Consider the following 23,954-nt stretch of genomic DNA (forward strand, 5'->3'; position numbering starts at 1 on the left):
CAATGTCTGCTTCCTCCGATAGCAAAGAGCGCGGCTACTTCGACAGTTTCGGCAAAAGCGCCGAAGCCGAATTCATGCCGGAAACCGCCGGCGCTTCATTGCAGGATTCGCCGCGCTGGTCGCGGATCACCGTGTGGCTGGCGGCGGCGCTGCTGATCAGCGCGGTGGTCTGGGCCAAGTTCGCCGTGCTCGAAGAAGTGACCATGGGCGAAGGCAAGGCGATTCCGTCGAGCAAGATTCAGGTGATCCAGAACCTCGAGGGCGGCATCGTCACCGAGATTTTCTTTCGTGAAGGGCAGATGGTGAACAAGGGCGATACCTTGCTGCGTCTGGATGACACGCGCTTCCGCTCGAACAAGGGTGAGAGTGAGGCGGATCGTTATGCGTTGACGGCGCAGGTCGAACGGCTGTCGGCGGAGGCCGAGGGCCGGCCGTTCAAGCTCTCCGATGAGGTCATCGCCAAAGCGCCGCAAGTCGCCGAAGACGAGCGTTCGCTGTACGAACAACGTCAGCGCCGGCTGGCCAGCGAGCAGCGCACGCTCAGCGAACAACTGCGGCAGAAGACTCAGGAACTCGCCGAGTTTCGCTCCAAGCAGGGTCAGTTCAGCTCGAGTCTGGCGTTGCTGCAGCAAGAAATGAACATGTCCGAACCGCTGGTGAAAACCGGTGCGGTGTCACCCGTGGAAATCCTTCGCCTCAAGCGCAGCGCAGTGGAAATCCGCGGTTCATTGAACGCCACGACGCTGGCTATCCCCCGCGCCGAATCGGCGATTGCCGAGATCCGCAGCAAGATCGACGAGTCGGAGCAAACCTTCCGCTCCGAGGCCGCCAAAGAGCTGAATGAGAAACGCACCGACCTGTCGAAAATCACCGCGACCAGCATCGCCATCGACGACCGCGTCACCCGCACCACCGTGACCTCCCCGGTGCACGGAGTGATCAAACAATTGAAGGTCAACACCATCGGCGGCGTGGTGCAACCGGGCAGCGACATGGTTGAAATCGTGCCGTTGGAAGATAACTTGCTGATCGAGGCCAAAGTGCGGCCGCAGGATGTGGCGTTCCTGCATCCGGGGCAGAAGGCGATGGTCAAGTTCAGTGCCTACGACTACACGATTTATGGTGGGCTGAGTGCCAAGCTTGAGTTGATCGGTGCCGATACGATTACCGATGACAAGGGCAACAGTTTCTATCTGATTCAGGTGCGTACCGATAAAAACCATTTGGGCGGGGATGTGAAACCGCTACTGATTATTCCGGGGATGGTGGCGACGGTGGACATTATTACCGGGGAAAAGAGTGTGCTGGATTACTTGCTGAAACCGGTGCTGAAAGCCCGGACCGAGGCGATGCGCGAACGTTAGCCAATGATCGTTCCCACGCTCTGCGTGGGAATGCATCCTGTGACGCTCTGCGTCACCGTCGTGAAGGGACGCGGAGCGTCCCGGGCGGCATTCCCACGCGGAGCGTGGGAACGATCATTTGTCGCCATGGTTACGCTGGAAAGTCTCCTCCCCCATCGCCGCAATCTGCCCTTCGATCAACGCTTCGAACGGCTTGAGCAACGGCTCGAATGACGTCGGTGCTTCTAGCGTCTGCAACGCCTGCACAATCGCCTCGATGGTCGACAACGCCCCCGGCCCCGGCGCCTTGCGCAAGCGATAGCGCGACACGCCGCCCTCGGCCAGCGTCACCCGGGGCAACGCCGCCAACAGAGGATTGAGGTGCAACATCTTGCGCGCCTTGCGCCATGTGCCATCCGGAACAACCAGCAACAGTGGTTCATCGGACTCGCCGTAAGCCTGCATCGGCTGCGCATCATCGGCGGGAAACAACAACCGCGGCCGATACCCCGGCAGATTCAACAGCGTTGGCAAATCCTCGAATACTTCACCGACAATCAACTCGGCATTGGTCAAACCCAACGCAGCCAGGCGTGCGGTATTGAGCGCATGACTGACCTCACTCGGATGCTGCAACAGCAACACTCGCGTGCGGCTGTCGAGGCTCGGGATCAAAGGGCACAGGCAATGGGTTTGTGGGCGCAGGCAGCGCGTGCATTGAGGTCTGGACATCGTTCTTAAGCCTGATTGAGCTGTGCTTTAAGCAAATCACGGAAGGTCTGGATCAGCGGCTCACGGCTGCGGCCCCGGCGCATGATCATCGAAAACGGCGCCTGGTAACCGAAGGTCGCCGGCAGCAACACGCGCAAGTCGCCCTTGTCGGCCCAGGCCTGAGCGTAGTGCTCCGGCAAGTAACCGATGTAGGCGCCGGACAGCACCAGAATCAGCTGCGCCTCCATACTTTCCACGGTGGCGGCGCTGTGTTTGAAACCGTGCCGGGCAAGTTCCGCCTGACTCCAGTAACCACGTCCGACCATGCGTTGCTGAGTGATGACTTGCTCGGGAATGCGCCGCTCGTTGAACAACGGATGGCGGCTGCTGCAATACAGCCAGTGCTGCTCGCGGTACAGCGGCATGTAGACCAGACCGCTCATCCGTGTGGAGAACGCACCGATGGCCAGGTCGAGACGGTTGTCCTGCACGCCGAGTTGCAGTTCGTACGGGCTCATCACCGACAGATGCAAGTGCACCGCCGGGTGTTCCTGGCTGTAGGCGCCAATGGCTTCGGCGAACGGCAAGGCCTTGTCGCTGACGGTGGAGTCGATCACGCCGAGGTTGAGTGTGCCGCGCAGTTCGCCCTTGAGCGCTGCAGCGTATTGCTCGAAACCTTCAAGTTCGGCGAGCAGGCGCAGGGTTTCCTGATGGAACAGCTCACCCTTGCTGGTCAGGCTGAATCCGCCACGCCCACGATGGCACAACACCAGGCCGAGCGCAGCTTCGAGCTGGCTCATGTAAGTGCTGATGGCCGAAGTCGACAGGTTGAGTTCCTGTTGCGCGTTGGCAAAACCCTGATGACGCACGACGCTGACGAAGATGCGCAACAGTTTCAGGTCGGGTAAAGCGTTGGCCATGTCTGCTCCGGGCTTGGCAACTGTGTGTCTGTGGGAAAAGCCCCTCACCCCAGCCCTCTCCCGGAGGGAGAGGGAGCCGACCGCGGTGCTCTCAGGATGCGCATCGACCTGTGATATCGAGTCGAACTCAGGATTCAAAAGCCATGGAGATCGGCCCCCTCTCCCTCTGGGAGAGGGCTGGGGTGAGGGCAGCAATATCCAGCCGATCACAATCTTGAACCCGACAAAGTCTAATCCCCCTCGCCGTCATTAGTTTAGAAAAATCTGAACTAAGTTTTTGCCCGTAGCGATTCTTTCCCCTCACTACATTTCGCATCATCGGCCCCACAGCGGCGTCCGAACCTGTGCTCCACGGCGCGCCGACATAAATAAAACAAAGACGATGAGGCCTTACCCGTGGACAAGATTCTTCACCAACCACTGGGCGGCAACGAAATGCCGCGCTTCGGCGGCATCGCCACCATGCTCCGACTCCCCCATGTACCGACCGCTGCCGGCCTGGACGCTGCCTTCGTAGGCGTGCCACTGGACATCGGTACTTCGCTGCGCCCCGGCACCCGCTTCGGGCCACGCGACATCCGCACCGAATCAGTAATGATCCGCCCGTACAACATGGCCACCGGCGCTGCGCCGTTCGACTCGCTGTCGGTGGCCGACATCGGTGACGTGGCGATCAACACCTTCAACCTGCTCGACGCCGTGCGCATCATCGAAGAAGCCTACGACAACATCCTCGAGCACAACGTGATCCCGATGACCCTGGGTGGCGATCACACCATCACCCTGCCGATCCTGCGTGCGATTCATAAAAAGCATGGCAAGGTCGGTCTGGTGCACATCGATGCCCACGCTGACGTCAACGATCACATGTTCGGCGAGAAAATCGCCCACGGTACGACCTTCCGCCGCGCCGTTGAAGAAGGCCTTCTGGACTGCGATCGCGTGGTGCAAATCGGTCTGCGCGCGCAGGGTTACACCGCTGATGACTTCAACTGGAGCCGCGATCAGGGCTTCCGCGTGGTGCAGGCCGAAGAATGCTGGCACAAGTCGCTGGCACCGCTGATGGCCGAAGTGCGCGAGAAAGTCGGCGGCGGTCCGGTGTATCTGAGCTTCGACATCGACGGCATCGATCCGGCCTGGGCGCCTGGCACCGGCACCCCGGAAATCGGTGGTCTGACGACCATTCAGGCGATTGAAATCGTCCGTGGCTGCCAAGGCCTCGACCTGATCGGTTGCGATCTGGTAGAAGTCTCGCCCGCTTATGACACCACCGGCAACACCTCGCTGCTGGCCGCCAACCTGCTGTACGAAATGCTCTGCGTACTGCCTGGCGTGGTCCATCGCTGAGGGTCGGGTCATGAACGAACGTGATCAGGTTTTGCAAACGGCCGCCGAGCTGGTGGCCGCCTTCGCCCGTAACGATCGCGAAGCTTATTTCGGCGCGTTCAGCGCCGATGCGAGTTTCGTTTTCTACACCCTCGAACAGCCGCTGCTGTCGCGCGATGCCTATCAGGCCTTGTGGGACAACTGGCGCGCCGAGGATGGCTTCGAGGTGCTCTCGTGCACCTCGAGCAACGCCTTTGTCAGCCTGCAAGGTGACGTGGCGATTTTCATCCATGACGTGGCCACCGAGCTGCGCATGCAAGGGGAGCAACACTTCAGCCAGGAGCGCGAGACGATTGTTTTCAAGAAACAAGCGTCGAGCCTAGAACAACAAGGCCATTGGCTGGCCTGTCACGAACATTTGTCCGCAATGCCGGAAGGGCTGCCATCCCCTTAGCCAAACAGGTGACGCCTCACGCACGATGAGGCGCGCCTTTATGATCGGAGCAGATCATGAATAACAACAACAACGACCAAAGCCTTACGCAGATTGAAACCCACGGGGTCGAACAGATCCCGGACCACGAACGCAGCGCAGGCCCGACGGACTTGTTCCGGATGATCTTCGGTGGTTCGAATACCTTTGCCACCGCCGTGCTCGGCAGTTTCCCGGTGCTGTTCGGTCTGTCTTTTCAGGCCGGCGTCTGGGCGATTGTGTCGGGCGTGCTGCTTGGCTCGCTGATCCTCGCACCGATGGGCCTGTTCGGCCCGCTCAACGGCACCAACAATGCCGTGTCGTCGGGTGCGCACTTCGGCGTGCACGGGCGCATCGTCGGTTCGTTCCTGTCGCTGTTGACCGCTATCGCGTTTTTCTCGCTCTCGGTGTGGAGTTCGGGGGATGCGCTGATCGGGGGTGCGAAACGCCTGATCGGTCTGCCGGAAACCGACTTGACCCTGGGCCTGGCCTACGGTCTGTTCGCGATTCTGGTGCTGACCGTGTGCATCTACGGCTTCCGCTTTCTGCTGTGGGTGAACAAGATCGCGGTGTGGAGCGCCAGCCTGTTATTCCTGCTGGGCATCTTTGCCTTCGCCGGTCCTTTCGACGCGCATTACGCCGGCACCGTCAGCCTCGGCCAGCCGGGCTTCTGGGCCGCGTTCATCGGCGCCGCGCTGGTGGCGATGAGCAACCCGATTTCCTTCGGTGCGTTCCTCGGCGACTGGTCGCGCTACATCCCGCGTGACACCTCCAAGCAACGCATCATGGCAGCGGTGGTGCTGTCGCAGATCGCCACGTTCATCCCGTTCCTGTTCGGCCTGACCACCGCGACCATCGTCGCGATCAAGGCGCCGGACTACATCGCGGCGAACAACTATGTCGGTGGTTTGCTGGCGGTGTCGCCGAGCTGGTTCTTTCTGCCGGTGTGCCTGATTGCGGTGATCGGCGGCATGTCCACCGGCACCACGTCGCTGTATGGCACCGGGCTGGACATGTCCAGCGTGTTCCCCCGCGTGTTGTCACGAGTGAAAGCGACGCTGCTGATCGGCGTGCTGTCGATTGCCTTCATCTTCATCGGCCGTTTTGCGGCGAACCTGGTGCAGAGCGTGTCGACCTTCGCCGTGCTGATCATCACCTGCACCACCCCGTGGATGGTGATCATGATCATCGGCCTGCTGGTGCGTCGCGGCTTCTACTGCCCGGATGATCTGCAAGTGTTCACCCGCGGCGAACAGGGCGGTCGCTACTGGTTCAGCCACGGCTGGAACTGGCGCGGTCTGGGTGCATGGATCCCGAGCGCGGCGGTCGGCTTGTGCTTCGTCAATCTGCCGGGGCAGTTCGTTGGCCCGCTGGGTGAAATGGCCGGCGGCATCGACGTCAGTTTGCCAGTGACGCTGGGTCTGGCTTCGGTGGTGTACCTGACGCTGCTGAGCCTGTTCCCGGAACCGCGGGAAGTGTTCGGCCCGAAGGATGCCCGCAGCCAAATCGTGGAAAAACCTGAACTGCGCCAGGCCGCCTGACGCAGATCCCCTGTGGGAGCGAGCCTGCTCGCGAAGACTTCAGCACATTCAACATTGATGTGACTGACAGACCGCCTTCGCGAGCAGGCTCGCTCCCACAGTGAGATTCGAATTCAGCCTCACATAAAAAAGACAATCGGAGACACGCCATCATGGCTTTGGATTTATTCGTCGTCCTCATCTACGCCGCCGGCATGCTCTTGCTCGGCTACTTCGGCATGCGCAAGGCCAAGACCAACGAGGATTTTCTCGTCGCCGGACGTAACCTCGGCCCGAGCCTGTACATGGGCACCATGGCCGCGACCGTACTCGGTGGCGCGTCCACCGTCGGCACCGTGCGTCTGGGTTACGTGCATGGCATTTCCGGTTTCTGGCTGTGCGCGGCACTCGGTTGCGGCATCGTTGCGCTGAACCTGTTCCTCGCCAAACCGCTGCTGAAACTGAAGATCTACACCGTTACCCAGGTCCTGGAAAAGCGCTACAACCCGATGGCCCGCTCGGCGAGCGCGGCAATCATGCTCGCCTACGCACTGATGATCGGCGTGACCTCGATCCTGGCGATCGGCACCGTCCTGCAAGTGCTGTTTGACCTGCCATTCTGGGCTTCGGTACTCGTCGGTGGTGGCGTGGTGGTGATCTACTCGGCGATTGGCGGCATGTGGTCGCTGACCCTCACCGACATCGTCCAGTTCATCATCAAGACCGTGGGTCTGATGTTCATCCTGTTGCCGATCTGCCTATACCGCGTCGGCGGCTGGGACGAACTGGTGCTGAAACTGCCGGCGACTGCCTTCAGCTTCACCACCATCGGCTGGGACACGATCATCACCTACTTCATGATCTACTTCTTCGGCATCCTCATCGGTCAGGACATCTGGCAACGGGTGTTCACCGTCAAGACCGCCAAAGTCGCGCAATACGCCGGCAGCATCGCCGGCATCTACTGCATCGTCTACGGTCTGGCCTGCGCGCTGATCGGTATGGCCGCGCACGTGCTGATCCCGGATCTGGACAACGTCAACAACGCCTTCGCCGCCATCGTCAAACTGTCGCTGCCGGACGGCATCCGGGGTCTGGTGATCGCTGCGGCACTCGCTGCGATGATGTCCACCGCCAGCGCCGGCCTGCTCGCTGCGGCGACCACGTTGACCGAAGACCTGCTGCCGAAACTGCGTGGCGGTAAACAGTCGAGCCTGGGCATCAACCGTCTGTTCACCTTGCTCACCGGGATTGTCGTGCTGGGTATCGCGCTGGTGGTCAACGACGTGATAAGTGCGCTGACTCTCGCTTACAACCTGTTGGTGGGCGGCATGTTGATTCCGCTGATGGGTGCAATTTTCTGGAAACGCGCGACCACCGCCGGCGCCATAGCCAGCATGGGCCTGGGTTTTGCCACCGCGCTGCTGTTCATGTTCAAGGACGGTCTGGATGCCAACACGCCGATCTACTACAGCCTGGCTGTGGGTCTGGTGAGTTTTGTCGTGGTCAGCCTCGCATCGCGCCGCCCTGTCTCGGTGGCCCGCGCGATCTAAGCTGAAACATAACGACTTGATACTTTCTTCGACGAGTGTGGCGTCGGTTGCCACACTCGTTTTTTTACGCCGAGAGAAAAGTACTGATGAAGATCGTTTCTCGTGATCAGTGGTTCGAGGTGCAGCACCTGAGCGATGGCATCCGGCTTATTCACGAGCCGTATATTCGGCCGTTTTACCGCTGCAACCTCTGGCACATTCAGGGCCGTGACAAAGACCTGTTGCTGGATAGCGGTTCAGGGCTGGTCAGCCTGCGCGAACAATTGCCGTGGATCACCGAGCGACCGCTGGTGGCGGTGGCCAGTCATTGCCATTTCGACCATATCGCCGGGCATCATGAATTTGCTGAACGGCTGGTGCATCCCGCCGAAGCTGACATTCTGGCGGCGCCGGATGGCGAAAACGATTTGAGCCGCGCCTTCGTCGGCGACGACATGTTTGAAGCGCACCCGGACTGCCCGTTGTGCTACGCCGAATACCGGGTCAAAGCCGCGCCGGCGACCGGGTTTGTCGAGGACGGCGATGTGCTCGATCTGGGCAATCGCACGCTGCAAGTGCTGCACACACCGGGGCATTCGCCGGGCGGCATCAGCCTGTATGAAGCGGCGACTGAGACGCTGTTCAGTGGCGACATCATCTACGACGGGCCGCTGATCGAAGACGCCTACCACTCCAATCTTGAGGATTACGCCAGCAGTCTGCAGCGTTTGCAGGCGTTGCCGATCCGCACGGTGCATGGCGGCCATTTCGGCAGTTTTTCCGGGGAGCATTTGCGCTCGATGATTGACGAGTGGTTGCGCGGCCACGCCTGAGGCCTGCTTCACTCAAGCACAACAACCATCAGAAAAATCTGCCATGAGAAGAGCTGCCGTGCGTGCCGCCGTGCACCGATATATCCGGCGTCTGCTGGAAACCCGTGAATTCAACGACAACACCAGCCTGGTGCAACTGGGCCTGGAGAAAGCCGATATCGAGGATCTGATCTTTCACCTGGAAGATGAATTCGGACTGACGGCGTTCACCGCCGAGGAAGACCGCATGCTCAAGACCGCCAAGACCGCGAATGACTTGAGCCGGTTTTTGCTTGAGATCGGCCGTCATTAAAAGCAAAAGATCGCAGCCTTCGGCAGCTCCTACATTAATCCGTGTAGGAGTTGCCGAAGGCTGCGATCTCTTGATCTTGAATCCTTGATCTCGGATCGGGGGGCATTACCGGCGCCGTTGTTGACGGCGGCGCTGCTCGTCATCGGTGCGGATCGGAACAGGTTGCAGAGGCGGTTCGATCAAACCGAGGGCGACACCCAAATCGTGCAGCCAGTTTTGAATTTTCTCTTTCATCGTCGTGCCCCCTTCAGGGTGGTGCTGAGCGGCCGGAATTCTGAGGCCGCTTCGCACTGATAATAGTCCGAAGTCCTACGTAATGCTCGGCCAAATCCGCAATGATCTGTTACTGAATTGAACAGAGTTCGCCATCATTGGTTCAGGCTGTTTCTCGTGTTTCGATCTGAGCCGCAGGATAGACGGCCTGCTGCACCTCGATCCAGGCATTGAGGTTGGCGCCGAGCATGCCCTTGCGCCACATGAGCCATGTTGTCGCACCCGCGAATGGCTCGGCCAACGGATGCACCGCGACGCTATCGCGTCCCGGCAGACTGGCCAGCATCGATTCCGACATCAGGGCCACGCCACTGCCGGCAATCACGCAGGCGAGCATGCCTTGATACGACTCGATCTCCATCGCCCGGCCCATGGTCGCGTGGTAGTGCGAAAACCAGGCTTCCAGACGCATGCGATAGGAGCAGCCCTGGCGAAAGGTAAACACCGAGCGTCCTTCGACATCTCGGGCGCTGCTGACCGGCGGGTGATCGATTTCAGTGATCAGCACCAGCCGCTCTTCGCACAACGGTACCCCGTCGAGCCCGGCCAGTTCCAGCGGTCCATCGACCAACGCGGCATCAAGACGACCGGTGAGCAAACCTTCCAGTAACTCCCCACTGGGCGCCGACTGCACCTGCAGATTCACCGCCGGATACTGCTTGTGATACTGCGCCAGCAGTGCTGGCAGATGGATCGCCGCCGTGCTGTACATGGTGCCCATCACAAAGTCCCCCGCCGGCTGCCCGCCCATTACCGCCGCACTGGCCTGATCGCGCAAGGCGAACAGTTTGCCGGTGTAGTCCAGCAGGACTTTTCCCGCAGGCGACAGTTGCAAACGCTGACGCTCACGAACGAAAAGCTCGACACCCAGTTGCTCTTCGAGCTGTTTAAGCCGGGTCGACAGATTCGACGGCACCCGGTGCAGACGTTCGGCCGCGCGGGTGATCGAACCCTCCTCGGCCACGGCCTGGAAGATCCGCAATTGGCTGAACTCCACAACCTTTCTCCAGAACAGAACAAGTTACTCACTATTATTCAATTTTAAAGAAAGTCAATCAGTCCTAGCCTGACGGTCAATGATCCTTCAAAGGAATCCCGACCATGTCGCCCCTGATTCGCTTATCCGCCTGCTTCGTGGCCCTGATGATGGCCATGGGTATCGGGCGTTTCGCCCTCACCCCGCAAATGCCACACCTGCTCAGCGAAGGGCAGATCGACCTGACGGCCGCCGGTCTGATTGCGGCGGCCAACTACCTCGGCTACCTGCTCGGCGCGGTGGATGCGATGTTTGCGCACCGCCCGCAGCAGGTTCAGCGGCGCCTGCATGGCGGCCTGTGGTTGTGCGTGCTGCTGACGCTGGCGTCGTTCTGGGCTGATGGTTTCTGGTCGCACTTGGTGCTGCGTTTTGGCACCGGAGTGGCAAGTGCCTGGGTTCTGGTGATGATCACGTCTTTAAGCCAACCCTTGGCAGCCGCAGCGGGTCGTCCACGTTTGGGTGCTCTGGTATTTGCCGGACCGGGTTTGGGGATTTTTCTCACGGGTTTGTTGGCGCTGATCTCACATCTGCTGAATCAGACTTCGGCAACGTTGTGGCTGATTTATGCAGCGGCTGCGCTGCTGATGATGCTGGGTGTCTGGCGTCTGCTACCAACACCTGTCGCAACGGCGACGGTGGTTGCAGCGCCGGTCAGTCCATCGAATCGGGGCATCGGGCGGTTGGCCGCAATTTATGCGCTGTATGGCGTCGGCTACATCATTCCGGCGACATTCCTGTCGCAGATGGCCACTGCGCAATTTCACGGGGAATGGCAGGCAGACCTGTTCTGGCCGTGTTTCGGTCTGGCCGCAGCACTTGGTGTGTTGCTGGTGAGTCTGCGGCGTCACGATCCCGAAACGACGCGCCACTGGTTGCTGGCAACGTTGTGCCTGCAAGCGGCCGGTGTGTTCGCTTGCCTGCTGGGCAGCGGCATTGGCCTCGCGCTGGGGGTGATCCTGTGCGGCACGCCATTCCTCGCCTGCATGCAACTGGTCATGCAGCGCTCGCGGGAACTGGCGCCGCACGCCACCCAGCGCAACGCCGGGATGCTGACCGCCTGCTTTGCCGTCGGCCAACTCAGCGGCCCGTTGCTGGCGGCGCTGAGCAGCCATTTCAGCGGTGGCTTGCAGCCGGCGCTGATCATCGCCGGCAGCGGCTTGCTGATCGCTGGCGGCCTGGCGATGCAGTCGACTAGCGCTGGCCCAGCGCCCTGCGCAAACGCCGACGCAGCCACTGCTCGGCGCTGACAAAAGTGATGCCGAGCAGCACCAGCACGGCGCCGATGACGAAGTTCACGCTCAATTGTTCGCCGAGCAGCATCACGCCAAAGGTGACGCCGAACAACGGCGTCATGAACGAAAACACCGCAAGGTTGGCTGCCAGATACCGACGCAGCAGCCAGAACCAGATCAGGTAACTGAAGAACGACACCACCAGCCCCTGGAACAACACGCTGGCTACCGCCACGGTAGTCAGGCTGACGTGGGTGATCTGACCGCTGAACAGCGCGATCAAGAGCAGGCCGACGAAGCCGACGATCAGTTGATAGAACAGGGTCAGCGTCACCGGTGCTTCCGACAGACGCGAGGCGCGCACCACCACGGTGGTCGCGCCCCAACAGGCACCGGCCAGCACGCCAAAGGCATCGCCGAGCAGCATGCGCCGGTCAAGGTTGTCCCATGACACGCCGCCAGCAAAGGCAATCGCAATACCGATAAATGCAAGCAGAATGCCCAGCCACTGCAACGGTCGCAGGCGCTCACTGGCCAACAGAAAATGCACACCCAACGCGGTGAAAATCGGCGCGGTGTAGAGGAACACCGACATATGTGCGGCGGTGGTCAGTTGCAGGCCTTCGGCGATGAAGAAGAACTCCAGACCGAACAGCGCACCGGCCAGCAAGCCACCGCGCCAGGTGTTGCCAACCTGATCCCAACCGCCCTTCCAGCAGATCAGCAAGCCGACCAGCAACGCAGAAATCCCTGAGCGCCCCGCGGCTTGCATCACCGGCGCGATGTCTGCTGCGGCCCACTTGATCATCACCTGTTGCACGCCCCAGATCAGGCAGAGGCCGATCATCACCTGCAAGGCAAAACTGTCGGCGTTGCGCCGCTCGACAATCACCGAAACACCTCGAATACACACAACATGGCAGGCCATCCAATGGTCAGAAAACAGTGCCGGGGATTATCAATCAGTCAGACAGAAAAAGGCGTCTGGAAAAGACATTTTGTGCTTCAGTGGCGCCAGTGGTGAATGGCTGTCGGCTGCGCCGCCCTTCGCGAACAGGCTCGCTCCCACTTTGGAGTGCGTTCCCTTGTGGGAGCGAGCCTGCTCGCGAAGAGGCCGGCACTGCCAACCCACATTACCGAGCAGACTTGCCCAACCGCCTCGCCAACAGAAACCCAACGCTACAAGCCACAGCAGTAGCAAACGTCCCCCACGCCCAATCCATCAGCGTCACCTGCACCGACCAGCCGCGCAACGTCGCCCAATTGGTCAGGTCATACGTGCCATACGCCACCAACCCCAACAACGCACCCCGCTTCGCCGCCCATTGCCAGGTCGCTGCTGGCAGCACCACAAACACCACGCAGCCAAAAACATACAGGCAATAAAAAACCGCTGCCGGAACCAGCAGCGGTTTTTCGAGCATCAGCGAACCGAGCAGTTCGCGATAGGTCGGCGCCATCAACAGGCCGAGCCAGATACCGTCGAGCAACAGAAACGTCACCAGCGTGGCAACGTAGGCAATCAGCGCTTTGTTCATCGACCCGACCTCGTGTGTGCCCCATGCAACATGGGCCACCCAAGGCTCAGGTTAGTTCAATGCGATCGGCATGAATGACGATCTTGCCTTCCTTGTACAGCGAACCGATGGCCTTCTTGAAGTTGCCTTTGCTGACGCCGAACAGGCTGCTGATCAACGCCGGATCGCTCTTGTCGCTGACCGGCAGCGTACCGCTGTTGTCGCGCAATTTGGCGAGGATCTTCGAGTTCAGGCTGCTCGCTGCTTCCTGGCCAACCGGCTGCAGGCTCAGGGCGATCTTGCCGTCGGCACGGACTTCCTTGATGTAGCCCTTCTCGATCATGCCGGCGCGCATGAACTTGAAGATTTCGTTCTTGTGAATCAAACCCCAGTGCTTGTTGTTGATGATCGCCTTGAAGCCCATGTCGGTGGCTTCGGCAACCAGCAGATCAACTTCCTGGCCCTGGCTGTAGTTGGCCGGGGTCTTGTCGAGGTAGCGATCCAGACGCGCAGTGGCGGTGATGCGGCGGGTATGCTTGTCGAGATAGACATGCACCACACAGTATTCGCCGGCGGTCATCTGGCGCTTTTCTTCGGAATACGGCAGCAACAGATCCTTCGGCAGCCCCCAATCGAGGAACACACCGATGCTGTTGACTTCAACGACTTTCAGACTGGCAAATTCACCCACCTGAACTTTGGGTTTTTCCGTGGTAGCGAGAAGTTTGTCTTCGCTATCCAGATAAACAAATACGTTGAGCCAATCTTCATCTTCGGTCGGAATATCTTTCGGGATATAACGATTGGGCAAAAGAATCTCGCCGTCAGCACCGCCGTCCAGATATAAACCGAAGTTAGTGTGTTTAACCACTTGCAAACTGTTGTAACGCCCGACTAAAGCCATTTCCAGAACCCTCATTGCGTGGGCGGCATTCTACCCGTTTTTGTGCTGGCCGTCGGGCGGCAGATCCGCACGCGTCGGAATTCTGCGCAACGCTTTGATTTTCCTCGTGTGCGGCTGTGCTGAGGTGCCGCTCGTCTGGCAGGCAGCACCGCTCGCGGTTGGGTATTTGAATGCCGCCCAGCCCAAATGTTCTTATTTAAAACAGCAGGTTAGCCGGATATATCGAATATTCAATCGAGAATAATGCAGCACTGCGCTGGGTTATTCCGGGGGATATTTACCAAGCAATTGTCAAGTTATTCCTGTACGATGCCTGGCCGAGTTACTTTTCTACAGGTTAATGGCCGCCATGCGTGTAAAAGCATCCACCAGCAAAGCAAAGCCAGCTCCAGCCGTTGAAACCAGCGAATCGATCAACGATCAGATCGCAGCGTTCCTCAAGTCTGGCGGCGAGATTCAGCAAATTGCCAAAGGCGTCAGTGGCCAGACATTCGGCCCGTCCAAGCAGATCAGCCTGGGCAAGAAGTAATACCCGGTTTTACACCCGTCCAGAGGCGCTTTGAGCTTCGAAGCGTCTGGACTGGCACCGCGTAACATCCCTCCCGTTTTAAACAAAAATCCTTGTAAATCGACGAACGGCCTTCAATGCCGAGCATTCGCCGGTATCCTTGCACGCGTCTAGATCAAGCGTTTCAGCAGGCCCGCCGACCTGCCCTCGCTGTTCATGGAGTGACGCATGCGCAGAACATCCTGTTTATTACTCGTAGGCCTTTTGGCCAGTGCGACCGCGCACGCGCAGATTTTCCAGCGTGAACTCGGCGACTTCGACCTCAAACTCGGCACCACGCCCACACGTAGCATGGCTCAGGGCCTGGTCAAACCAGCGGCAGTCGGTTCCTTTCACGGCGGCCTCGACCTTAGCCACGACAGCGGCCTCTATGTCGGCCAGTACGCACCGAGTATGGGCATCAGCCCAGGCAAGAACCTCGAGATCGATTCCTATGTCGGCTTTAAACAGCCTTTCGATCAGACCCTCGGCTACGAAGTCGGCATGATCCACTACAGCTATCCCAAGGTAGACACCCTCGACAGCCAAGAGCTGTTCGGTGGTCTGACCTTGCTCGGCAGTCGTTTCGGCGTGGCCTTCAGCAATGACCCCGATAAACAGAACAACACCTTGTTTGCCGATCTTGGCGGCAACCAGCCATTCGGCATCGGCGTCAGCATGAAATACACCACCCACCAACTGAACACGCCCGTCGCCGTCGACGGTGGTTATGTCAGCAGTTTTACCGACTGGTCGGTGAAATTGTCCCGGCCGTTCATGGGCGTCGATCTCGATCTGATCTACAGCAACTCCAGTCTCAGCGGCAGCGATTGTTCGGCCTACTCCGGGCACAACAGCGAGTGCGACGGCCTCGTCACCCTCAAGGCTGCGCGCGCGTTCTATTGATCGGCTGAACTGCCGGGTTCATTCTGCGTTCACATAGGAATCAGTCCCTCGAAGCCAGGCTCACGCAAGGATTCGCCCATGTCTCGCTGGTTCAAACACATCGCCGCGCTACTGATCTTTACCCTCGCCCTCGGCGCCTGCAGCCGTGTCGGCCTGGCCTACCGCAATCTCGACGTCATTATTCCGTGGACGCTCGGCGATTACCTGGACATGAACGGCGAGCAGAAAGACTGGTTCAACGAACGCCTAAAGGATCACTTGAACTGGCATTGCACCACGCAACTGCCGGGTTATCTGGATTGGCTCGATCGTCTACAGACAATGGTCGAGACCAATCAGATCACCGATGCCGCGTTGCAGGCGCGCACTACGGAAGCCAAGCAGGCCATTGCCGAAACCGCTCGAGAGATCACCCCGTCGGCGATCGAGTTGCTGCAAGGGCTGGATGACAAACAGGTTGCCGAGATGAATGACGCGTTTGCCAAGGATCTGCGCAAGCGTCAGCAGGAATACCTCAAACCACCGCTTGATCAGCAAATTGCCGAGCGCGGCGCGCGAATGGTTAAACGCTTGAATGACTGGCTCGGCCCCTTGAGCGCCACCCAGGAACAGCGGGTCATGGCCTGGTCGGCCGCGTTGGGCGATCAGTACACCCAATGGATCGCCAACCGCGCCCATTGGCAGAAGCAATTCAGTGCCGCCGTCGCACAACGCAAAAGTCCCGAATTCCCACAGAGAATCGAGACGCTTCTGGTCAATCGCGAGAGTTTATGGACAGCGGATTACCGCAAGGCCTTCGCCGATACTGAAGCGCAGGGACGCTCGCTGGCGGTGGACTTGATGACCGAAAGTACGCCGCAACAGCGTCAGCGGTTATTGAAGAAGATCGAGGGTGTGCGTAAAGACTTCAACGACCTCAAATGCCTCAAGGCCGCGCAAAAACCTTGAGCATTACGCATTCAAGTGTAGGAGTGAGCCTGCTCGCGATAGCGGACTTCCAGTGACATCAATGCTGACTGGAAGACCGCAATCGCGAGCAGGCTCACTTCTACAGGGGGCCTGCGTGAACTCAGGCGATCTGGGCTTTCGAAGCCACTTCGTCGAACGTAGCCTCGGCCAGCGCATCTTCCTGCTCATCCAGCACCTGACGCGGGTGATCATTGCCGGGAATGCTGCTGTCGATCAGACTCAGCAAGCTGGAACCGCGCGGCGTCAGGACAAAATTGTTTCCGGTGCTGCCCTCCTCATCCGGACGCGGTGCGATATAGCCGCGCAGGAGCAACAGTCTTTCATAGTCGCAAGCCAGCGTTTTCAGGTGATCAAGGTTCTCGATCGGCTCGCCCGCGCTGGCTTGCTCCGCCGCATAGTCTTCGGCATAAGCCCGTGGGGCAAAGCTGTGGCCGGCGCTGTTTTGCACTTCGTGCAGCAAGCGTTCAATCAAATCCCAGTTATAAGTCGTCATCCTGATACAACCTCCGGTGCGCGTGATTTATGGCGCGTTCATAGGTTGTGACCGGAGTGGCTCGCAGCCGTTCAGCCGCATTTGCCGAGCCGACCGACCGGCGGTCTGTCGATTTCCCGCAGGGTTAAACGACTAGTCTGAAACAGACGGTTTCAACCCCGCAGGAGAAATCATCATGAACGTTGAGAATCATCCGGTGGTATCGCGCGAAGAATGGCTCGCCGCCCGTAAGCAACATCTCGCCGACGAAAAAGCTTTCACCAAAGAGCGCGACCGGCTCAGCGCCGAGCGTCGTGCGTTGCCATGGGTAAAAGTCGATAAGGATTACCACTTCCAAGGCCCCAACGGTGAGCTGAAACTCGCTGACTTGTTCGGCAAACACAGCCAATTGGTGGTTTACCACTTCATGTTCGCCAAAGACTGGGAGGAAGGTTGCCAGGGTTGCTCGTTCCTCAGCGACCACATTGATGGCGCCAACCTGCATCTGGCGCATCACGATATCGCCGTGGTTGCTGTGTCTCATGCACCGTTTAATGAGTTCCAGGATTTCAAGCGGCGGATGGGCTGGAAGTTTGACTGGGTGTCGTCAGAGGGTTGCGACTTCAACTATGACTTCGGCGTTTGCGCACGGGCTGAGGATGTCGCGGCGGGAAAGGCTACGTACAACTACGAAAAGACTGACAGCGCCGAGGAAGAAATGCCCGGGCTGAGCGTGTTTTATCGCGACACGAATGGCGACATCTTCCACACCTATTCAACGTATGCGCGTGGTCTCGACATGCTGGTCGGTGCCTACAACTATCTAGACCTCACGCCCAAGGGCAGGAATGAGGACGAGATCATGGAATGGGTGCGCCATCATGATCGTTATGAAGGCGATTCCAGGTCGAGTTGCTGCCACTCTGAGTGATGACCAATGAACTTTTCTCCCGCTCAAGGCCTCAACCGATTAACCGCCTTAACCGGAACTGAGGCCTGCCCCGATGAAAACCCTGATCAAGCTCACCCTCGCCGCCACCCTGGCCTGCGCCCTGCCCGTCTGGGCCTGCACGCCGGAAGAAGCCACCGCCAAGCGCGAACAACTGGCCAAGGAAGTCTCGAAGCTGACCGAGCAGAATCCGGCCAAGGCCAAGGAGATCAATGCTGAACTGCAAAAAATGGACCTGGGCACGGCCAGCAAGGATCTGCCGGACAAGTGCCAGTTGATTGATCAGCGGTTGAAAGAACTGAATTCTGCCGAGAAGAAGACCGAGGGCTAACAGCAAGATCAAAAGATCGCAGCCTGCGGCAGCTCCTACACAAAACCCTGTAAGAGCTGTTGCAGACTGCGATTTTTTGCGCTTAAAAATGCATTTGTGCATTTATTTATTTGCATTAACGCATATCTCTGACTAGGGTTACCTCGAGCAAGGAGATCGGAACCGGCCACAGAAGATGGCAACCGTTAAGCACCGATCGCTCAGCAATACCGCAACACCCTCACAAGCTGGACGCTTGTTTTCACTCATGGAGGATTGAAAAATGTTAACCACAGCAGCAACACAATTCACCGGCGAATCACTGCCAAGGTGCCTGGCCGGTCACCTGCTCGACCCGCAACTCGCCGAAGTCGAAGCCGCTGAACAGCTCAGCGCCCGCGCCGCCGGCAGCCTCAACTTCAATATGCAGAAACAGACCCAGACCAACTGGTGCTGGGCCGCCGTGTCCGCCTCGGTCGGCAACTATTACGGCACCGGCAACTGGACGCAGTGCGGCGTGGCCAGCACCCAGCTCGATCGCAATTGCTGCAATCAGCCAGGGCCGTGCAACATTTACGGCTATCTGGATTCGGCGCTGCAAACCACCCGTAGCTACAACGGCATGAATCAGGGCTCGCTGCAGATGTCGGCCATCCAGAACCAGATCAGCATGGGCCGCCCGGTCGGCTTGCGCTGCGCCTGGTACGGCGGTGGGGCGCATTTCCTGACGATCTACGGCACCAACGGCGATTACCTGTTGGTGGCGGATTCGATTTATGGCTATTCGACCCGTGCACTGAACGCGTTTCCCCGTGCCTATAACGGCGGCGGCAACTGGACCCACACCTACTTCACCGTGAAAAACTAGGAGGGCGACATCATGCAACTGACTTATCCAAAGGCGCCTTCCAACGGCGTACAGACGTTGCGCCCGGCGCTGCAAGCGGCACTGCAAACCCAAGGCTTTGGCGCTAATCGCCAATTCGCCAACGCAGCACCTGCAAAAATCAGCCTCAGCGAAGCCTACCGGGGCTATTCGCTAAGTCTGGATGATCTGAGCAGCGGCAAGGGTCTGAAAGACGCGCGAATCGGCGACTGGCATTACCTGGTATTTGCCGACGGCGTGACGATTGCCGATGCGCAATTGGCCGAGGTGCGCGGGCATGTCGAGTTCGCTTCGTTGAACCACGGCGATCACGCCGCTGCTACGGTGGGTGCGCTGAAACTCGCAGAACAAGCGCCGCAACTTCAGGGCAAAACCGTTGAACTGCGCGTGCTGTTTGTCTCGGCCCTGCATGTTGTGGCGATCTGGCTGCATGCCGACGGTGAGGATGTATTGATCCCGATTGAACCAACGCCGAAGGATCTGGCGACCACTCGGTTGTACAGCGAGGCAGCCTTGCTCGCAGCATTGAAGCCGGCGGCCGATCAGGCCAAGCGGCGCTTTGACGCCGACACCAGTGGCCAGCTCGGCAACTGATGGACGAAAAAAAACCCGGACATTGTCCGGGTTTTTTATGCGCGCCTGAAACTTACTCAGCCGCAGGTTCTGCTGGCTTGCGGCGCTTCAGCGGTGCCATGCCGTCGCTGCTCACCAACGAGTCCGGCTTCGGACGGTTGGCGCTCTTGCGCTTGGTCGGCGTTTTGGCGGCGGTTTTCTTCTTGTCGCCCTTGGCGTCAGTCTTTTTCTTCTTCACGCCAACGGCTTTGCCCGAAGCCTTGACCTTTTTCGGTCCGCCGTAGGTGCCTTTGACTTCCTTGATGGTACGGCGCTCGAAGCTCTGCTTCAGATAGCGCTCGATGCTCGACATCAGGTTCCAGTCGCCGTGGCAGATCAACGAGATCGCCAAGCCGTCGTTACCGGCACGGCCAGTACGACCGATGCGGTGCACGTACTCGTCGCCGCTGCGTGGCATGTCGAAGTTGATCACCAGATCCAGACCATCGACGTCCAGACCACGGGCCGCGACGTCGGTAGCGACCAGAATCTTCACGCCGCCCTGCTTCAGACGGTCGATCGCCAGTTTGCGATCCTTCTGGTCTTTCTCGCCGTGCAGCACGAACGCCTTGTATTCCTGAGCCACGAGACGACCGTAGATGCGGTCGGCCATGGCGCGGGTGTTGGTGAAGACGATAGCCTTCTGGTAGGTCTCGTTGGCCAGCAGCCAGTTCACAATCTGCTCTTTGTGCTGATTGTGGTCGGCGGTGATGATCTGCTGACGGGTGGTCGAGTTCAACTGGCTGACCGCGTTGAGCTGCAAGTGCTCAGGGTTGTTCAGCACCTTGCCGATCATGTCGCGCAGGCCGGAACCGCCGGTGGTGGCGGAGAACAGCATGGTCTGCTGACGGTTCGGGCATTCGTCGACCAGACGCTGCACGTCTTCGGCGAAACCCATGTCGAGCATGCGGTCGGCTTCGTCAAGCACCAGTACTTCGACTTCTTTGAGGTCAAGGTTGCCGGCGTTGAGTTGCTCGATCATCCGGCCCGGGGTGCCGATGAGGATGTCCGGCACTTTGCGCAGCATCGCGGCCTGGACCTTGAAGTCTTCACCGCCGGTGATCAGGCCGGACTTGATGAAAGTGAACTGCGAAAAACGTTCAACTTCCTTCAGCGTCTGCTGGGCCAGTTCACGGGTCGGCAGCAGGATCAGCGTCTTGATGCTGACGCGAACCTTGGCCGGGCCGATCAGGCGATTGAGGATTGGCAGAACGAAAGCGGCGGTTTTGCCGCTACCGGTTTGCGCCGTCACCCGCAGATCACGCCCTTGGAGCGCCAGCGGAATGGCCGCGGCTTGCACAGGCGTTGGCTCGACAAATTTCAGCTCGGCCACAGCTTTAAGCAGGCGTTCGTGCAGGGCGAATTGGGAAAACACGGGTGCTACCTCGAAGATATGCAAAAAAACAGCTGCATAGGTTACCGGTTTCGAGCGCTCAGGCCGAGTTTCTTTATACAAACGGACGTAATCAGTGGCTTTTTTGTTGCTCGATTTGTCTCCAACGGTAATACACGGCGTCTTAAATGCTCTAATCACCCATCGCGTCTTACAGAAGAATCGTTGCTCATATGGATTTCAAACAGCTCTGGCTCAACGCCCAGAACCTCTGGGGCACCCTCGAACAGCATCCACTGTTGCAGGCTGGCCTCGCGCTGACCTTGTTATTGGTGATCGCGCTGGTGCTCGGACGAGTGGCGCGTTACCTGATCCTGCACGCCAGCCGCATGCTCGGCCGCCAGCCGTCGCTGCACTGGATCAATGACTTTCGCCACAACAAGGTGTTTCAGCGTCTGGCGCAGATGACGCCGTCGCTGGTGATTCAGTTCGGCCTGCATCTGGTGCCGGAACTGAGTAAAACCGCGATGACCTTTCTCGGTAACGTGGCACTGTCGTTTACCATTCTGTTCCTGCTGCTGTCGGTCAGCGCCCTGCTCAATGCCCTGCTCGACATCTATGCACGCACCGAACACGCGCGCACGCGCTCGATCAAAGGCTACGTGCAACTGGCGAAAATGGTCTTGTACGTGTTCGGCGCGATCATCATCGTCGCCACATTGATCGACCGTTCGCCGCTGTTGCTGCTGTCCGGTCTGGGTGCGATGTCGGCGGTGATTCTGTTGGTCTACAAGGACACGCTGCTGTCGTTCGTCGCCAGCGTGCAACTGACCAGCAACGACATGTTGCGCGTCGGCGACTGGATCGAGATGCCACAAGTCGGCGCCGACGGTGACGTGGTCGACATCACCCTGCACACGGTCAAGGTGCAGAACTTCGACAAGACCATCGTTTCCATTCCGACCTGGCGGCTGATGTCCGAGTCGTTCAAGAACTGGCGCGGCATGCAGCAATCGGGCGGGCGACGGATCAAGCGCAGCCTGTTCATCGACGCCAGCGGCGTGCGTTTCATCCGTGACGACGAAGAAGAAAAGCTCTCGCAGGTGCACTTGCTGACCGATTACATGAGCCGCAAGAAAGCCGAACTCAAGGCGTGGAACGAGGCGCAGGGCAATGTCGCGGCGATGTCAGCGAACCGCCGGCGCATGACCAATATCGGCACCTTCCGCGCCTATGCGCTGGCGTATCTGAAGAGTCATCCGGAGATTCAGCCAAACATGACCTGCATGGTCCGGCAGATGCAGACCACCGCGCAGGGCATTCCGCTGGAGATCTACTGCTTCACCCGCACCACGGTGTGGGCCGATTACGAGCGGATTCAGGGGGATATTTTTGATTATCTGCTGGCGGTGTTGCCGGAGTTCGGGTTGAGCCTTTATCAGCAGCCGAGTGGCGGGGATTTGCGTTCTGGCCTGCTGCCGGCGGTACTTGGCGCGGCGAGCATTCCCGAGCCGCAGAAGCACCTGATGTAACCCAAAGATCAAATGTGGGAGCGAGCCTGCTCGCGAATGCAATGTGTCAGTCGCCCCATACTTATCTGACCCAGCGCCTTCGCGAGCAGGCTCGCTCCCACAGGGGTTATGCAGCGACCGGTTTTTTTCGGATGCCCAGTCGACTGATCCACACGGCAGCCAGAATCACACTCCCGCCAAGGAACAACCGCCCCAGTTCCTCATGCTGATTCCAGATCAGCAGATTCAGCAGCAACCCCACCGGAACATGCAGGTTGTTCATCACCGCCAGCGTGCCGCCGTTGACCATGCATGCGCCCTTGTTCCACCAGTACATGCCCAGCGCGGTCGAGACCAGACCGAGGAATAGCAACACGGCCCATTGCAGTGGAGCTTCCGGGAGGAAGTTGGCTTTGCCGAACATCAGGAATGCAGGCAGCACCACCGCCAGCGCGCCGAGGTAGAAGAAGCCGAAACGCCGGTAATGCGGCAGGTCGCTCGGGTGTTTCGCCACCAGATGCTTGTACATCACCTGCCCGGCGGCGTAGGTGAAGTTGGCCAGTTGCAGCAGCAGGAAGCCCATGAAGAAGTCCGGATTGATGCTGTCAAAGCGAATCACCGCCGCCCCGCCCACCGCCACCAGCGCCGCAATCAGCGCCCACGGATTGAAGCGCCGGTTCAGGGCGTCTTCGATCAACGTCACGTGCAGCGGCGTAAGGATAGTGAACAGCAATACTTCCGGCACCGTCAGCACGCGGAAGCTCAAATACAGACAGACGTAAGTCACGCCAAACTGCAAGGCGCCGATCACCAGCATGCCGCGCATGAACGAAGGTTCGACCGACCGCCAGCGGGTCAACGGAATGAACACCAGACCAGCCAGCACCACACGTACCAGCACCGCGAAGTAACTGTCGACATGACCGGCGAGGTATTCGCCGATCAGGCTGAAGGAAAACGCCTGAATCAGCGTGACAAAAAGTAGATAGCCCATGCTCGCCTCGAAATCGAATGGCGGCGACGATAGCGGGTTTTACGGCTGATCGCGAACCCTGCACAAAGACAGCATGCGTGGGAACGCCCTTGGCCGTCCCCACGGAATCAGGGGAGTCAGCCCTTGACGCAGTTTTCCATGCCGTGACCGCCGCCTTCGTATTCAGGGCCGTAATAGTATTTGCTGAAAGCGAGTTTGCCGTCAGAGCCCGCGGTCATCCGCGCGATACCGACACCGAAATCTTTCAGGGCCGCGTCTGTGTGAGCAAAGTAAATCGCCAATGAGTCTGCGTTGGCAGCGGCAAAACCGTCGTACACGGATTTATCCGCCAGGGTCAGCCTGAAGGTGTAAGCGCCGTAATGCCCAGTGCTTTGCCTGGCATTGAGTTGCATGTCGACCGTGCCTTTGAACTCGCCAATGTGGCTGTCCATGCCTTTGCATTCATAAACCCCGCTGTAATCGGTGCCGGTGAACGGGGGCGGGCTCGCCCAAGCGGGTGCCGAAATGAATGCGATAGCGGCAATGACTTTTTTGAGCATCGTGATCTCCCTTGA

The 23,954-nt window shown here is 59.1% G+C and carries 27 protein-coding genes; 16 read left to right on the top strand and 11 right to left on the bottom strand.

Translation table 11 applies throughout. The features are described from left to right. Positions 1 to 2: 2 nt before the first annotated feature. A complete protein-coding gene (locus tag ACOYXJ_RS01830) occupies positions 3 to 1,364 on the top strand; it encodes an HlyD family type I secretion periplasmic adaptor subunit (protein ID WP_095119047.1) in 1,362 nt (453 codons plus the stop codon). Between the two features lie 114 nt (positions 1,365 to 1,478). On the opposite strand, the gene ACOYXJ_RS01835 is transcribed toward ACOYXJ_RS01830, so the two are convergent. Together ACOYXJ_RS01835 and ACOYXJ_RS01840 are read right to left on the bottom strand one after the other, a co-directional pair. Further along, positions 1,479 to 2,075, bottom strand: a complete 597-nt coding sequence (locus ACOYXJ_RS01835; RefSeq protein WP_460367598.1) for a tRNA-uridine aminocarboxypropyltransferase — start codon at positions 2,073 to 2,075, stop codon at positions 1,479 to 1,481. Positions 2,076 to 2,080: 5 nt separating this feature from the next. Then, positions 2,081 to 2,974, bottom strand: a complete 894-nt coding sequence (locus tag ACOYXJ_RS01840) for a LysR family transcriptional regulator (RefSeq protein WP_007956593.1) — start codon at positions 2,972 to 2,974, stop codon at positions 2,081 to 2,083. A 396-nt stretch (positions 2,975 to 3,370) separates the two neighbouring features. Here ACOYXJ_RS01840 and speB point away from each other — a divergent pair, with 396 nt between their 5' ends. The 6 genes from speB to ACOYXJ_RS01870 all read left to right on the top strand — a co-directional run bounded on the left by speB (position 3,371) and on the right by ACOYXJ_RS01870 (position 8,949). Next, positions 3,371 to 4,321 (top strand): agmatinase, encoded by a 951-nt coding sequence (speB, locus tag ACOYXJ_RS01845; RefSeq protein WP_003222717.1) that lies wholly within the window; start codon positions 3,371 to 3,373, stop codon positions 4,319 to 4,321. 10 nt (positions 4,322 to 4,331) lie between these two features. Next, positions 4,332 to 4,754, top strand: a complete 423-nt coding sequence (locus tag ACOYXJ_RS01850; RefSeq protein WP_460367600.1) for a YybH family protein — start codon at positions 4,332 to 4,334, stop codon at positions 4,752 to 4,754. A gap of 56 nt (positions 4,755 to 4,810) precedes the next feature. Continuing rightward, positions 4,811 to 6,313: a purine-cytosine permease family protein gene (locus ACOYXJ_RS01855; protein WP_460367602.1), complete on the top strand. Its 1,503-nt coding sequence runs from the start codon at positions 4,811 to 4,813 to the stop codon at positions 6,311 to 6,313. Between the two features lie 152 nt (positions 6,314 to 6,465). After that, positions 6,466 to 7,845, top strand: coding sequence for a sodium:solute symporter family protein (locus ACOYXJ_RS01860; protein ID WP_422608522.1), 1,380 nt, complete (start codon positions 6,466 to 6,468; stop codon positions 7,843 to 7,845). An 86-nt stretch (positions 7,846 to 7,931) separates the two neighbouring features. Beyond that, complete coding sequence (locus ACOYXJ_RS01865; RefSeq protein WP_460367604.1) at positions 7,932 to 8,657, top strand: MBL fold metallo-hydrolase; 726 nt, start codon at positions 7,932 to 7,934, stop codon at positions 8,655 to 8,657. A gap of 43 nt (positions 8,658 to 8,700) precedes the next feature. Continuing rightward, positions 8,701 to 8,949, top strand: coding sequence for a phosphopantetheine-containing protein (locus tag ACOYXJ_RS01870; RefSeq protein WP_034153223.1), 249 nt, complete (start codon positions 8,701 to 8,703; stop codon positions 8,947 to 8,949). 105 nt (positions 8,950 to 9,054) lie between these two features. Here ACOYXJ_RS01870 and ACOYXJ_RS01875 read toward each other — a convergent pair whose 3' ends face one another. Beyond that, on the bottom strand, positions 9,055 to 9,183 hold the full coding sequence (locus ACOYXJ_RS01875) for a PA1414 family protein (RefSeq protein WP_007914492.1): 129 nt from the start codon (positions 9,181 to 9,183) through the stop codon (positions 9,055 to 9,057). A 142-nt stretch (positions 9,184 to 9,325) separates the two neighbouring features. Continuing rightward, positions 9,326 to 10,219 (bottom strand): putrescine utilization regulator PtrR, encoded by an 894-nt coding sequence (gene ptrR / locus ACOYXJ_RS01880; RefSeq protein WP_102901747.1) that lies wholly within the window; start codon positions 10,217 to 10,219, stop codon positions 9,326 to 9,328. A 104-nt stretch (positions 10,220 to 10,323) separates the two neighbouring features. Here ptrR and ACOYXJ_RS01885 point away from each other — a divergent pair, with 104 nt between their 5' ends. Next, positions 10,324 to 11,505 carry an MFS transporter gene (locus ACOYXJ_RS01885; RefSeq protein ID WP_460367607.1) on the top strand — a complete coding sequence of 394 codons (1,182 nt, stop codon included), beginning with the start codon at positions 10,324 to 10,326 and terminating at the stop codon, positions 11,503 to 11,505. On the opposite strand, the gene ACOYXJ_RS01890 is transcribed toward ACOYXJ_RS01885, so the two are convergent. The 3 genes from ACOYXJ_RS01890 to ACOYXJ_RS01900 form a co-directional block, all read right to left on the bottom strand. Next, positions 11,450 to 12,418, bottom strand: a complete 969-nt coding sequence (locus ACOYXJ_RS01890; RefSeq protein ID WP_460367609.1) for a DMT family transporter — start codon at positions 12,416 to 12,418, stop codon at positions 11,450 to 11,452. The genes ACOYXJ_RS01885 and ACOYXJ_RS01890 overlap by 56 nt on opposite strands. A 205-nt stretch (positions 12,419 to 12,623) precedes the next feature. Beyond that, on the bottom strand, positions 12,624 to 13,028 hold the full coding sequence (locus tag ACOYXJ_RS01895; protein ID WP_460367611.1) for a DUF2177 family protein: 405 nt from the start codon (positions 13,026 to 13,028) through the stop codon (positions 12,624 to 12,626). Positions 13,029 to 13,074: 46 nt separating this feature from the next. Then, entirely contained in the window at positions 13,075 to 13,911 is an 837-nt protein-coding gene (locus ACOYXJ_RS01900; protein WP_038363672.1) for a CvfB family protein, read from the bottom strand. A 340-nt stretch (positions 13,912 to 14,251) separates the two neighbouring features. On the opposite strand from ACOYXJ_RS01900, the gene ACOYXJ_RS01905 reads away from it, so the two are divergent. The 3 genes from ACOYXJ_RS01905 (at position 14,252) to ACOYXJ_RS01915 (ending at position 16,312) form a co-directional block, all read left to right on the top strand. Further along, positions 14,252 to 14,440 carry a hypothetical protein gene (locus ACOYXJ_RS01905; RefSeq protein ID WP_016985943.1) on the top strand — a complete coding sequence of 63 codons (189 nt, stop codon included), beginning with the start codon at positions 14,252 to 14,254 and terminating at the stop codon, positions 14,438 to 14,440. A gap of 207 nt (positions 14,441 to 14,647) precedes the next feature. Next, on the top strand, positions 14,648 to 15,364 hold the full coding sequence (locus ACOYXJ_RS01910; RefSeq protein WP_122600180.1) for a TorF family putative porin: 717 nt from the start codon (positions 14,648 to 14,650) through the stop codon (positions 15,362 to 15,364). 78 nt (positions 15,365 to 15,442) lie between these two features. Beyond that, positions 15,443 to 16,312, top strand: coding sequence for a DUF6279 family lipoprotein (locus tag ACOYXJ_RS01915; RefSeq protein WP_460367614.1), 870 nt, complete (start codon positions 15,443 to 15,445; stop codon positions 16,310 to 16,312). A gap of 121 nt (positions 16,313 to 16,433) precedes the next feature. On the opposite strand, the gene ACOYXJ_RS01920 is transcribed toward ACOYXJ_RS01915, so the two are convergent. Beyond that, a complete protein-coding gene (locus ACOYXJ_RS01920; protein ID WP_095119060.1) occupies positions 16,434 to 16,826 on the bottom strand; it encodes a transcriptional regulator in 393 nt (130 codons plus the stop codon). A gap of 175 nt (positions 16,827 to 17,001) precedes the next feature. On the opposite strand from ACOYXJ_RS01920, the gene ACOYXJ_RS01925 reads away from it, so the two are divergent. The 4 genes from ACOYXJ_RS01925 to ACOYXJ_RS01940 all read left to right on the top strand — a co-directional run bounded on the left by ACOYXJ_RS01925 (position 17,002) and on the right by ACOYXJ_RS01940 (position 19,544). Beyond that, complete coding sequence (locus tag ACOYXJ_RS01925; protein ID WP_460367616.1) at positions 17,002 to 17,736, top strand: DUF899 domain-containing protein; 735 nt, start codon at positions 17,002 to 17,004, stop codon at positions 17,734 to 17,736. Positions 17,737 to 17,809: 73 nt separating this feature from the next. Beyond that, positions 17,810 to 18,085: a hypothetical protein gene (locus ACOYXJ_RS01930; protein WP_016985949.1), complete on the top strand. Its 276-nt coding sequence runs from the start codon at positions 17,810 to 17,812 to the stop codon at positions 18,083 to 18,085. A gap of 262 nt (positions 18,086 to 18,347) precedes the next feature. Further along, a complete protein-coding gene (locus ACOYXJ_RS01935; protein WP_186612739.1) occupies positions 18,348 to 18,932 on the top strand; it encodes a papain-like cysteine protease family protein in 585 nt (194 codons plus the stop codon). Between the two features lie 12 nt (positions 18,933 to 18,944). Then, positions 18,945 to 19,544 (top strand): hypothetical protein, encoded by a 600-nt coding sequence (locus tag ACOYXJ_RS01940; RefSeq protein ID WP_460367619.1) that lies wholly within the window; start codon positions 18,945 to 18,947, stop codon positions 19,542 to 19,544. Positions 19,545 to 19,596: 52 nt separating this feature from the next. Here ACOYXJ_RS01940 and ACOYXJ_RS01945 read toward each other — a convergent pair whose 3' ends face one another. Then, positions 19,597 to 20,937 carry a DEAD/DEAH box helicase gene (locus ACOYXJ_RS01945; protein ID WP_007914470.1) on the bottom strand — a complete coding sequence of 447 codons (1,341 nt, stop codon included), beginning with the start codon at positions 20,935 to 20,937 and terminating at the stop codon, positions 19,597 to 19,599. A gap of 191 nt (positions 20,938 to 21,128) precedes the next feature. Between ACOYXJ_RS01945 and ACOYXJ_RS01950 the strand changes: the two genes are divergently transcribed. Next, positions 21,129 to 22,427: a mechanosensitive ion channel family protein gene (locus tag ACOYXJ_RS01950; protein WP_102900304.1), complete on the top strand. Its 1,299-nt coding sequence runs from the start codon at positions 21,129 to 21,131 to the stop codon at positions 22,425 to 22,427. A gap of 106 nt (positions 22,428 to 22,533) precedes the next feature. Here ACOYXJ_RS01950 and ACOYXJ_RS01955 read toward each other — a convergent pair whose 3' ends face one another. After that, positions 22,534 to 23,400 carry a carboxylate/amino acid/amine transporter gene (locus ACOYXJ_RS01955; protein WP_150708190.1) on the bottom strand — a complete coding sequence of 289 codons (867 nt, stop codon included), beginning with the start codon at positions 23,398 to 23,400 and terminating at the stop codon, positions 22,534 to 22,536. Positions 23,401 to 23,516: 116 nt separating this feature from the next. Continuing rightward, complete coding sequence (locus ACOYXJ_RS01960; RefSeq protein ID WP_095119064.1) at positions 23,517 to 23,939, bottom strand: hypothetical protein; 423 nt, start codon at positions 23,937 to 23,939, stop codon at positions 23,517 to 23,519. Positions 23,940 to 23,954 lie beyond the last annotated feature (15 nt).

This window comes from Pseudomonas sp. Tul2A7, assembly GCF_054790505.1.